The sequence below is a fragment of the Pseudoalteromonas sp. 1_2015MBL_MicDiv genome (genome assembly GCF_002407505.1).
Classification (GTDB): Bacteria; Pseudomonadota; Gammaproteobacteria; order Enterobacterales; family Alteromonadaceae; genus Pseudoalteromonas; species Pseudoalteromonas fuliginea.
Genome location: NZ_CP012737.1, coordinates 2073090 through 2085183, shown reverse-complemented (window position 1 = coordinate 2085183; position 12094 = coordinate 2073090). Strand labels below are relative to the sequence as shown.

Genomic DNA, 12094 nt, shown 5'->3' with positions numbered 1-12094 from the left:
CTCACATTATTTTTAAAGGGCTTATTATATGTCAGCCAATCCATCTTACTTAAATGAATTAAAACAAACTGGCGATTTTTTAACGCTTAGTCGTGACAACGAATGGCATTTAGATGCAGGTGAGTTTGTTTTAGATAATGGGACTCGTGTAAATATCCACGATACCGGAGTCATTGAGTTTCAACCTGCTGTTACAACGTCAAAAGATGTAGTTTATTCAAGCGCTGTACACGGTAACGAAACTGCGCCAATTGAAATTTGTGATGCGCTCATTAAACAAATTATAAAAGGCGAGCTGATACTTAAGCAGCGCGCTTTGTTTATTTACGGTAATCCACAATCAATTAATATTGGCCTGCGTTTTGTAGAAGAAAACCTAAATAGATTATTTAATGGTCACCATACAGTTGAAGGTGTACCAATGAATAATGAGCGAAACCGCGCTGCAAAGCTTGAGCAATACGTAAGCGATTTTTATGCCCGTGGCGAGCAAGGCAGTAGCCGATGTCATTACGATTTACATACTGCTATTCGTGGATCAAAGAATGAAAAGTTTGCCGTGTATCCATATTTACACGGAAAACCGTGGAAAAAATCACAGCTACAATTTTTGTTAAGCTGTGGTGTAAATACCGTATTAATGATGAAATCACCTGCAACAACATTTAGCTACTATTCGTCATTTGTACATGGTGCAGACTCGTTTACAGTAGAGCTTGGACAAGTTAAGCCATTTGGGCAAAACGATATGACACGTTTTGAAAAAACAAAGCAAACACTGACTGCATTAATTAGCCAAACTGACGTTGAATACCTTAAATTTAATGCAGAAGACTTTGAGTTGTTTTCAGTGCATAGAACAATTAACAGGACACAGGACAATTTTAGTTTTCCTTTTTCTGACGATGCCGAGAACTTTATTGGCTTTGCGAAAGGTGAACTACTTGCAACCGACGGTGATACAGCGATTTACGCTGACGTTGAAGGAGAGGCTATTATTTTTCCAAATGCGAGCGTAGCATTAGGGCAAAGAGCACTCCTTACTGTTATTCCAATGGATATTGATAGTAATTTCATCTAATTTGACTCATCAGACCACTAGTAACTTAAAGTTAACTATATGATTACTATTAATTAAAGTAGCCGTATCGTTAACTTGCCACTTATTTAGCCCGTATTTGCTTTTGTTTCGTCCCAGATTTGTTGAATAACACTTTACGTTAACGTAAAGTGTTGGCAGCTTTAATTAAAGATAGTGCAGATGTTGCAAAGTTTAACCAGCAACAATCACCCACAATAATAATTTAAAGGGGCACTGTTTTACCGACAACAAAAGAAGGTAGGTTATGAGTAATCCAAATAACGTATCGCTGAATATTAACCACGCGCTTGAATTTATTGATGGCCAAGCACTTAATATTCCAACCCTTAGTATTTTAACTGAGGACGGCGACATTCATCCTAGTGCAACCGCACCTGACATTTCAAAACATACCGCTATTAAGTTATATGAAACAATGCGTTTTATACGTTTGTTAGATGAACGTATGCAAGGCGCGCAGCGCCAAGGCCGTGTTAGTTTTTATATGCAATGCCTAGGCGAAGAAGCCGCAGTTACAGCCTCTGCTGCTGCACTTGATCAAGACGATATGATCATGGCGCAATATCGTGAACAAGCTGCATTGCATTACCGTGGTTTTACACTTGATCAATTTATGAACCAAATGTTTTCAAATGAATTGGATTTAGGCAAAGGTCGCCAAATGCCAATCCATTATGGCTCTAAAGCGCTAAACTACATGACGATTTCATCGCCATTGGGTACGCAAATACCACAAGCAACGGGTTATGCATATGGCCAAAAAATAAAGCACATCGACGCTAAAACAGGCGAGCTTGCCAGCACAATTGATAATGTGACTATTTGTTACTTTGGCGAAGGTGCTGCATCAGAAGGTGACTTTCATGCCGGTTTAAATATGGCCGCTGTTCACAGAGCGCCGGTTATATTTTTTGCACGTAATAACGGCTATGCAATATCAACCCCTGCTGATGAGCAGTTTAAAGGCGATGGTATCGCCTCGCGTGGTGTTGGTTATGGTATTAAAACAATTCGTGTTGATGGCACAGATGCACTTGCAGTGTATGCAGCGACCAAAAAAGCACGGGAAATAGCCTCAACACAAGGTGAACCTGTACTTATTGAATCAATTGCTTATCGATTAGGCGCGCACTCTACATCAGACGATCCAAGTGGTTATCGCTCTAAAGATGAAGAAGCGAATCATCAAACGTGTCCTATTGATAAATTTAGAAAATGGCTGGTCAAGCAAGACTGGTTAAACGAAGAAGACGACATAAAAGCAAAAGAGTCGATTCGTGAAGAAATTTTAGCAGCGCTAAAGCGTGCTGAAGTTGTTGCCAAGCCTGCTTTAGAAGAATTGGTCTCAGACGTTTACGATACACCTATTCCCTTATTGCAACGCCAGTACGAACAATTAAAAGAACATATAAAGCAGCATCCAGATGCTTACCCAGTAACCGCAGGGAGAATTAAGTAATGGCTAAAATGAACATGCTTCACGCAATTAACTCTGCCCTGGATATTACGATGAACGAACACCCTCAAGCCTGTATTTTTGGCGAAGATGTTGGTTACTTCGGTGGTGTATTTAGAGCAACATCAGGCTTGCAAGAAAAGTACGGTAAGCATCGTGTTTTTAATACGCCTCTAACCGAGCAAGGTATTTTAGGCTTTGCTAATGGTTTAGCGGCATTTGGTGCACCTGCATTGGCAGAAATTCAATTTGCTGATTATATTTTTCCAGCGTTCGATCAAATAGTAAATGAAGCTGCTAAATTTCGTTACCGTAGTGGTAATGAATTTAATGTGGGTAACTTAACTATTCGTACGCCTTATGGCGGTGGTATTGCAGGCGGCTTATATCACTCGCAATCACCCGAAGCTTATTTTGCGCATACACCGGGCTTAAAAGTGGTTGTACCGCGTAACCCTTATCAGGCTAAAGGTTTATTACGTGCTGCAATTAAAGATGATAACCCAGTCATATTTTTTGAGCCTAAGCGTTTATACCGTGCATCAACAGGCGAAGTGCCTGAAGAAGATTATAGTATTGAATTAGGCACGGCTGAAGTAGTACAAGAGGGTACCGATATTACGCTTTTAGCGTGGGGTGCACAAATGGAGATTATTGAAGAGGCAGCACAGCAAGCAAGCGAGCAAGGTATAAGCTGTGAAGTAATAGATCTTCGTAGTATTTTACCATGGGATGTTGAAACTATTGCTAAATCGGTTATTAAAACCGGCCGTTTAATCGTGAGCCATGAAGCGCCCATAACTAATGGCTTTGGTGCCGAGATAGCAGCAACAATACAACAAGCGTGTTTCTTGCATTTAGAGTCGCCAATTTTACGTGTATGTGGCTTAGATACACCATACCCGTTGGCACTTGAAAAAGAATATGTACCGGACGCACTAAAAGTGTTGGCTGCAATTAAACAATCAATGGATTTTTAGGGGTTACCATGGCTAAAGATTTTATATTACCCGATATTGGTGAAGGCATTGTTGAATGCGAAGTTGTTGAGTGGCTAGTTCAAGAAGGCGATACCGTATCTGAGGATCAGCCAATTTGTGATGTGATGACAGACAAAGCATTAGTACAAATTCCGGCAGTGCATGATGGTGTTATTACAAAGCTATATTATAAAAAAGGTGAAATTGCTAAAGTACATGCCCCTTTATTTGCTATGGATGTAACTGGTGATAGTACGAGTAATGAAGTAGTAGAAGAGCTAGTACAAGCTGAAAATCAAACTTATAACAAAGCATCTGATGTAGTTGAGGACTTTATACTACCAGATATTGGTGAAGGTATTGTCGAATGTGAGATTGTTGATTGGCTAGTCGCAGAAGGCGATGAAATAGAAGAAGACCAAGCGGTTTGTGACGTAATGACCGACAAAGCATTAGTACAAATTCCGGCAAAATATACAGGCACAGTGCAAAAGTTATATTACCAAAAAGGTGAAATAGCAAAAGTACATAGCCCGTTGTTTCAAATGACAATTGCAGGCAGTGCAGTAAAGCCAAGTGTTGATATAAACCAAGCGGTCGTAAAGGCTCAAACTAATGCCGTCGCTGAAAAAGTTGCCTCTGTTAAAACGCAGCAAGCTGCTAAAGTTATCAATCAAAAAGCGGTTGCATCCCCCGCGGTTCGCCGTAAAGCACGTGAACTTGATGTTGATTTAACGTGTGTACCAGGTAGTGGTAAAAATGGTCGAATTTACAAGCAAGATATTGAAGAGTTTGTAAAAGGCGAAGTGCCAAATACTATTGATACTTCACCGCTTAATAGCGATGCTTCTCAAAGTGCAGTGCAAAACCAAACACAGAATCAAAGCGATGGTGTACGAGTAGAGCAAATTAAAGGCATTAAAGCGGCCATGGCCAAGCAAATGGTGGCATCGGTTTCAACTATTCCGCACTTTACGTTTAGTGATGAAATAGACTTAACACAGCTTATAGCTTTGCGCAGCTCCTTAAAAGAGCAGTACAAAGCACAAGGCGTAAAGCTCACCATGATGCCATTTTTTGTAAAAGCACTCTCGCTAGCAATGAAAGAGTACCCTGTACTGAATTCAAAAGTGAATGATGATTGCTCAGAGCTTACCTATTATAGCGATCATAATATTGGTATAGCGGTTGATTCAAAAATTGGCTTGTTAGTGCCTAATATTAAATCGTGCCAGAGTAAAAGCATTGTAGATGTAGCCAATGATTTAACTCGCTTAACTCATTCAGCGCGAGAAGGGCGTGTTGCACCGGATGATTTAAAAGGTGGGACGATTAGCATCTCTAATATTGGTGCAATTGGCGGCACTATCGCAACTCCTATCATTAATAAACCAGAAGTGGCTATTGTTGCGCTTGGTAAACTACAGCATCTACCACGTTTTGACGAAAGTGGGCAAGTTGTGAGTAAAGCTATTATGCAAGTGAGTTGGTCTGGCGATCATCGCGTTATTGATGGCGGGACTATTGCTCGTTTTAATAACCTATGGAAATCGTACTTAGAAAATCCTTCGGCAATGATGATGGCAATGAGTTAATAACTCAATTGTTAATGTGTAATAAAAAACCAGCTTTAAGCTGGTTTTTGTTTTAATATGAACTGTTTTTAATTAAGATACAATTGTTACTAAAAAGTAATTGAAATCAAGCCCATTAGGGAATATAAAAAATAACATTAAGGAATATTATTATGGAATATTATATGGATGCGTTGCGTAGCTACGCAGATTTTTCAGGTCGTAATCGCCGCAAAGCTTTTTGGATGTTTTATTTGATTAACTTTTTAATCGCTTTAGCATTATCAGTAGTTGATGAAGTACTTGGTATAGCTCTTATTGGCACTATTTATAGCCTTGCACTATTAATTCCTCAATTAAGCGCCGGTGCTCGTCGCCTTCATGATACTGGCCGCTCTGGTTGGTGGCAGCTACTTTGGTTAGTACCTATTATTGGTTGGATAGTTATAATTATCTTTTTAGCGCAAGATTCTCACGAAGGTGAAAACGATTTTGGCCAAAACCCTAAAGAAGGTTTTGTGGCAGCAGAGTAAGTTACTATGTTTTAGCAAAAAGCTCAGCAATTGCTGAGCTTTTTTGTGTTTATAATTTACAGTATATCTTTAGATATCAACCAAAAAATAGAGTCCATAGCCTACAAGTAAAGCGGGAATAGATGTATAAAGCGTAGCTATCACTGCAGCTCTAGGAGCCATTGCTATTGCTGGAAATAACGCATCACCATCGTTAGAAATCGCGTTTCCTGCTAAAGCACTAAAGGGAATAATGCCTTGAATATACAATGTAGTGACAATTATTTGCGGGCCACAGCCAGGTAAAAACCCAATAACAACTGCAATAAGCGGTGCTAAATAGGCGTAATGTACAAACCACGTTTTTAAGTTCAGTCCTGCAATATTGACTAAAATTTCAAATAACATAAAAGAGGCTACTACCCATGCAGTTACAAAGTGTGTGTCTTGTAATACTTTAATTATTTTAGAAGGAGGATTGCACGTATCATCTTCTGAGGTCACTTCTTGATAACTTTCACCCTTTGACGAAAATGCCCAAATACTGACAACAAAGAGTGCCATTGCGGCACCAAAAAAACTGATCATAGTATCTATATTTGTGCCAAATTTTGTGAAGTCGACATTAAATGCAATTAAGAAAGCAATGATTAAGCTAGGTACAATTGTTATCATCCACACAGGTTTACTAATTTTAATAATATTAGTGGGTAAAATTTTAATTTGATGTTTTTGTTCTTGCGCTGTTGGGCGTAAAAAATCTTTACTGTGCATTGCATTAACAAGTAATCCACTTACTATACCGACAGTTAATCCTATCCCCATAATAATTAAACCTTCAGTAGGGCGTGTGGCAAGTAGCAAAAAAGCAGCATCGCCCATCGTTGCTGTTAGCACCGCCACAATAGAGCCAAAGCTCGCTTGACCTTTAGTAAACTGCGTAACAACTATAATAGCGCCACCACAGCCAGGTAATGCACCTAAAACAGCAGCAAAACTAATTTCTAAAATAGGCGACTTAGCACTTAAATAACTCAGCTCTAGTTGAGGTAAATGCTCTATAGCGTAGTAATAAATCAAAAGGGTAGCAGCAACAAACACACTCACTTGAAAAAAAGCATCGCTTAACGCAGTCACAGTAATTTCACGTAAGGTAGGTAATGCTAAGCAAACCAATATAAATAAAGGTAGCAATAAACGTTTGTTTTGGCCTATAAACTGTCTTGACGCGGGAGTTATTAAACCAAAGTGAGAGAGTAAAATCATACAATGCGACCTAATAAATTATCTAAGTCACACTGTATATTTTAATTAAACGATAATCAATATCATTTGCATTAATTAAATCGAATGCTTGTTTGAATTTCCGATTAAAATAAAACAATGTGCGTATCCATTTATGTGTCAATATCACCTACTTGTGGGTTATAATCACAATAGGCTACCTAACCTAAAAATAAAAAACACATTGCTGTAAATTTAACCTTTGATGGTAAACACGACTTATATTATTTACGTTGAAATTCTGAATTTGTATTCCACGTTGGCCATTGCTCTTGCTCAGAAATATCAAAACCTACTTTATAAAACAATTGTAAGTCTTGAACAGCACCCGATAAATCCCATTCATCTCTATAACGATCACATGGTTGATGGTAACAACCGCGAAGTACTAAGCTCATACGTTTACGGTAATTAGCCGTTTCTTCATCAGCAGCTACTGTGCCGCCACCGGCGTACATGGCTGGAATACCCATGTTAGCAAATGCAAAGTGATCAGAGCGGTAATAACCACCAGATGACGGTTTAGGATCGCCTGATATTGTTCTGCCTTGCTCTTTAGCTGCAGTTGCTAAAAACTCATCCATTTGTGATTTACCAATACCAACCACATTCATGTCTTTTACTTTGCCTAATAAATTTAAGCTATCCATGTTTATGTTAGCGACTGTTTTATTCGCTGCAATCACTGGGTTTGCTGCATAGTATTTAGAGCCAAGTAAGCCTTGCTCTTCAGCAGTTACCGCTAAAAATGTCATTGAGCGGCTAGGGTGCTTAGGTAACTTAGTAAAGGCTTCAGCTACTTCAATTAGCCCAGCTGTACCCGTTGCGTTGTCATGAGCACCGTTATAAATTTGATCGCCTTTACGTGTTTTGTCTGTACCTAAGTGATCCCAGTGAGCTGAGTAAATAACATGCTCATCTGGTTGCTCGCTTCCTGGTAACGTGGCAATAAAGTTATACGACACTGATTTTTTAATCGTATTTTTAACATTAACAGAAGCAGTTAAATCGCCCATATCAACATGGTAAGCACCTTTAGCAGCATTTGTTTTAACGGTATCAAAATCTAAACCTGCTTTAGTGAAAAGCTCTTTTGCTACGTCAGTTGTAACCCAGCCTTCAACAGCTACACGATCCATATTGTTGTTTTCTTTTTGAAAACCAAACTGCTCACCACTCCAAGAGTTTTCAACTACTGACCATGGGTATGACGCAGGTGCTGTTTCATGAATAATAATTGCGCCAGCTGCACCTTGTCGACTTGCTTCTTCATATTTGTATGTCCAACGACCGTAATAAGTCATTGCATCGCCAGTAAATAAAGCAGGGTCTTTTGTTGCAAAGCCCGGATCGTTAACCAGCATTACAACCGTTTTGCCCTTAACGTCTAATCCTTCGTAATCATTCCAATTGTATTCAGGTGCATTAACGCCGTAGCCCACAAATACAAGTTCAGAATTTTCTATGCCTTCTTGTGCGCTAATGCGGCTGCTACCCATAACCATGTCTTTTTTATATTGATAGTCTTTACCACCAATACTAAGGACCATATTCGAATCAGCTTCTAAAGAAACCAATGGCACTTCTTGTAAGTAACTGTCGCCATTACCTGGTTTTAAACCTAAAGCTTTAAACTGCGCAGTTAAATAATCAAGCGTTAGCTTTTCGCCAGGTGATGAAGGAGCACGGCCACCAAACTCATCCGATGCGAGTACTTTTACATGTTTAGCCAATTCATCAGCTTGAATACTGTTATAACCATTTGTTACATCAGTAGGAGTAATACTTGTTGTTGCGCAACCTGCTAAAACAGCCGTAGCGAGGAGTGTGAGAGAGAAATAATGTTTCATGTCAGCTCTTTTTTGTTTTAAGTTGTGATTAGTATATTAACTTCTATTAAGCAGAACCAGTTTTTGCGGTAAACTTCTCGTAAATTATAGGCATAAATTGTTAAAGGTTTAAATGAAGCGTTTTACTCCCCCCGAGCAGTGGCAAATCAGTAGTTTAGAAACAGGTGCATTTGCGCATTTACGTGAGCTATTTAAAGTTAACGAACTAACAGATTGGCCGGCGCCGCAGTGGTTTTCTCCATTTTTAACCGCTATTAATGAGAATAATATTCCTATTACTTTTGAAGATGATGCAAAGGTAGACTTTGGCGAGCGGTATTACGAGCAAGTAATTTTTGAAACGGGTGTTGTACCTACACGCAGTGAAAACTGGCATGACTTATTTGGTGGGTTTATATGGTGTTTATTTCCTAAAACCAAAGCGTTAATAAACCATAGACATGTGCAAGATATAGCTGAGCATGGACTGCAACAGCGTACTAAGCATCGTAATGCACTAACGCTTTTTGATGAGTGTGGTGTTGTATTAGCTATAAGTGAGAGTAAATGGCAGCAGTGGCTATGCGATCACCAATGGAAAACTGCATTCGTTGAACACAAACATGAGTGGGGTAAAACAATAAAACCTTTTATGTTTGGTCATGCTAATTATGAAATGCTAACAAAGCCTTATATAGGTTTAACGGGTAAAGCGTTATTTGTTTGTGTACCTAATGAAATATTTTGTAAAGATTTAGTAACTCAATACCAGTACCTTGACCAAGCCCTTTATGAGATGATTAATACAGATAACTGCTTAGCCGATAACAAAAAGCTTTCACCACTGCCTTTATTAGGTGTGCCTGGCTGGCATGACGAAAACAAAGACGACTCTTTTTACAACAATACAGATTATTTTAGAGCGAAACGAAGGATGCGAACATGATAGAAGTTGCTGGGCTTAAAAAGAAATTTAAGCTAACTAAAGATCACAAAAAAAATAAAATAGACGACATCGATCCTCGTGAAGATAAAGACTACTTTCACTCAGTACGAGACGTTAGTTTTAGTTGCGCTAAAGGTGAGGTACTTGGATTGCTCGGCCCAAATGGTGCGGGTAAAACGACGACACTTAGAATGATTTCAACCGCGTTAAAGCCCGATGAAGGCTCAATAACGATTGCCGGAAACGATATTGTAAAAAAACCGCTACTGGGCCGTAAGTCTATTGGATTTTTATCAGGCTCTACGGGGTTGTATGGCCGCTTAACTGTAAAAGAAAACATAGAGTATTTTGCAAAGCTTCATGGCATGAACAAAAGCGATATAGCATCGCGTTGTGATGAGCTATTTACATTGCTTGATATGCACAAATTTGTAGATAAACGGGCAGAAAACCTTTCAACAGGTATGAAGCAAAAAGCAAATATAGCGCGTGCAGTTGTTCATCGCCCAGCAGTTGTGGTACTTGATGAGCCAACAACGGGCCTTGATATAATGACAACACAAACCGTTATTAAATTTATCAAAGGTTTAAAAGCGCAAGGGACGCCTGTTATTTTCTCAACCCATCATCTAGATGAAGTTGCACTTTTATGTGACCGTGTCGCTGTAATTAACGAAGGTATTAGCTGTTTTGACGGGACAGTAGAAGAGTTTAAACAAGCAGGTAATAGTGATGAGCTTAACCAAGCGTTTATGAATATATTAACGGAGAAACATGATGTTTGAGGTATTTAAAAAGGAATTAAGAGAGTTATTACGCGATAAAAAAACGCTATTATTTGTAGTCGCGCTCCCTGTTGCTATATTTCCGTTATTGTTTGCCGTAATGGCATTTATAAGCTCGCAAGCTGCAATGGACGCTGAGCAAAAAGTAAACACTTACGCGATTATCAACGGTGACTACGCACAAGAGTTTACAGATAAAGTGTTTTATCACAAAAGTTTTGAGCTTTATAAAGGGGATAAAACCTTTAACAATATAGATGAGCTTAAAGCAGGTGTAATCGCTGGCGATATTGATATGGGTATTTATTTACCAAGTCATGCTGTGCAAACATTGGACGATGGAAAACAAAGCCAGTGGCAGGTTGTTTTTAACGATTCAAAATCTATCAACTTTTTATTCGAACGCGTTAAAGAACTCGCAAAAGAATACAGTGACGTGCTGCAAACTCAAAAGCTAATCAGTTTTGGTATTGAAGAGTCTGTTCAAAAATCTATTCTTAATCCAATTGAAGTCATAAAAGTAGATACAGCCGATAAACGTGAAAACCTTGGCGAAAAAATTGGCGGGTTTTTACCTTACCTACTTATTCCATTAGTATTGATGGGGGCAACTTATCCCGCTATTGATTTAGGCGCTGGCGAAAAAGAACGCGGCACGCTAGAAACACTCCTACTTACACCTATTACGCGTACAGAGCTGGTGCTTGGTAAATTTATAACCTTGTTAACTACATCCATTGCCTCCACAACCATAACGGTCTTAAGTATGGGCTGCTGGATAGCACTGGCCCTCGCATTTGCCGATCTTGATTTTATTAAAGCGGCATTTAGTACATTAGCAGTTACCGACTTACTGATGATATTTTTACTATTATTACCGGTTGCAGCTATATTTTCGGCTTTAGCTCTGGCTATATCTATCTATGCTCGCACGTTTAAAGAAGCGCAAAACTATATGGCACCACTTAGTATGGGCGTATTTTTCCCGATTATTATTTCAATCATGCCAAATATGGAACTCACTGCTAAAACAGCATTTATTCCAGTTACAAACGTGGCTTTAGCGATTAAAGAAATAGTAAAAGGGACTGTTGATTACACATTCATAGGCTTAATATTTTTAGCCACTGCAATCATTGCAGCAGGGCTACTGGCCTTTTGCGTTAAGTGGTTTAATCGCGAAGATGTACTTTTTAGATGATATAAAGTTATTCTGGCTTTGGTAATTTATTACCAAAGCCAGTAAGCGTCTATTTAAGTTTTATAGCAGCGTTTAGCTGCTATTTTTATATGTTGATTTTAATTATGGAAATCATCAATAACACCAATACCCTTAATTACGTGACCTATTTTGAAGTAAGAAAATTATGTTGATAACAAAGCAAAAATTTCTTTATTTAATTGTTATCACTAATTGCTCTACCTCCTGCATCCATGCAGTCGTATAACAGGAATTTTAACGCAGTTAAAGTCAGATTTAATCCCTGAAATTGATTAAGTATTATTGCGGATTGGTATAAAAAACCTTTTAAACAGCTGTTTACGAATGTTGCTCTCATGGTCATTAGTTCCCAATGTTCAGATCTGTTCAGATCTGTTCAGAACGTATTAACGTACTCTATGCTT

10 protein-coding genes are annotated in these 12094 nt (G+C 38.7%); 8 read left to right on the top strand and 2 right to left on the bottom strand.

Features of this window, described 5'->3' with window-relative positions:
* Positions 1-28 precede the first annotated feature (28 nt).
* The 5 genes from astE (at position 29) to AOR04_RS09420 (ending at position 5645) form a co-directional block, all read left to right on the top strand.
* Positions 29-1081 (top strand): succinylglutamate desuccinylase, encoded by a 1053-nt coding sequence (gene astE, locus AOR04_RS09440; RefSeq protein WP_096793178.1) that lies wholly within the window; start codon positions 29-31, stop codon positions 1079-1081.
* Positions 1082-1346: 265 nt separating this feature from the next.
* A complete protein-coding gene (locus AOR04_RS09435) occupies positions 1347-2561 on the top strand; it encodes a thiamine pyrophosphate-dependent dehydrogenase E1 component subunit alpha (RefSeq protein ID WP_096793177.1) in 1215 nt (404 codons plus the stop codon).
* Entirely contained in the window at positions 2561-3538 is a 978-nt protein-coding gene (locus tag AOR04_RS09430; protein WP_096793176.1) for an alpha-ketoacid dehydrogenase subunit beta, read from the top strand. The genes AOR04_RS09435 and AOR04_RS09430 overlap by 1 nt, the downstream gene beginning before the upstream one ends.
* An 8-nt stretch (positions 3539-3546) precedes the next feature.
* Positions 3547-5133, top strand: a complete 1587-nt coding sequence (locus AOR04_RS09425) for a dihydrolipoyllysine-residue acetyltransferase (RefSeq protein WP_096793175.1) — start codon at positions 3547-3549, stop codon at positions 5131-5133.
* A gap of 152 nt (positions 5134-5285) precedes the next feature.
* Positions 5286-5645: a DUF805 domain-containing protein gene (locus AOR04_RS09420; protein ID WP_033014910.1), complete on the top strand. Its 360-nt coding sequence runs from the start codon at positions 5286-5288 to the stop codon at positions 5643-5645.
* Between the two features lie 69 nt (positions 5646-5714).
* Here AOR04_RS09420 and AOR04_RS09415 read toward each other — a convergent pair whose 3' ends face one another.
* Positions 5715-6890, bottom strand: coding sequence for a putative manganese transporter (locus tag AOR04_RS09415; RefSeq protein WP_096793174.1), 1176 nt, complete (start codon positions 6888-6890; stop codon positions 5715-5717).
* A gap of 242 nt (positions 6891-7132) precedes the next feature.
* Positions 7133-8758 carry a M28 family metallopeptidase gene (locus AOR04_RS09410; RefSeq protein WP_096793173.1) on the bottom strand — a complete coding sequence of 542 codons (1626 nt, stop codon included), beginning with the start codon at positions 8756-8758 and terminating at the stop codon, positions 7133-7135.
* Positions 8759-8870: 112 nt separating this feature from the next.
* On the opposite strand from AOR04_RS09410, the gene AOR04_RS09405 reads away from it, so the two are divergent.
* The 3 genes from AOR04_RS09405 to AOR04_RS09395 are packed head-to-tail and all read left to right on the top strand — an operon-like array spanning position 8871 to position 11669.
* Positions 8871-9683 (top strand): DUF3025 domain-containing protein, encoded by an 813-nt coding sequence (locus AOR04_RS09405; protein WP_096793172.1) that lies wholly within the window; start codon positions 8871-8873, stop codon positions 9681-9683.
* The gene (locus AOR04_RS09400; protein ID WP_024596859.1) at positions 9680-10468 is read left to right on the top strand and encodes an ABC transporter ATP-binding protein; all 789 of its coding nucleotides are present in this window, start codon (positions 9680-9682) and stop codon (positions 10466-10468) included. Before AOR04_RS09405 ends, AOR04_RS09400 begins: the two co-directional genes overlap by 4 nt.
* A complete protein-coding gene (locus AOR04_RS09395; RefSeq protein ID WP_096793171.1) occupies positions 10461-11669 on the top strand; it encodes an ABC transporter permease in 1209 nt (402 codons plus the stop codon). Before AOR04_RS09400 ends, AOR04_RS09395 begins: the two co-directional genes overlap by 8 nt.
* Positions 11670-12094: the final 425 nt, after the last annotated feature.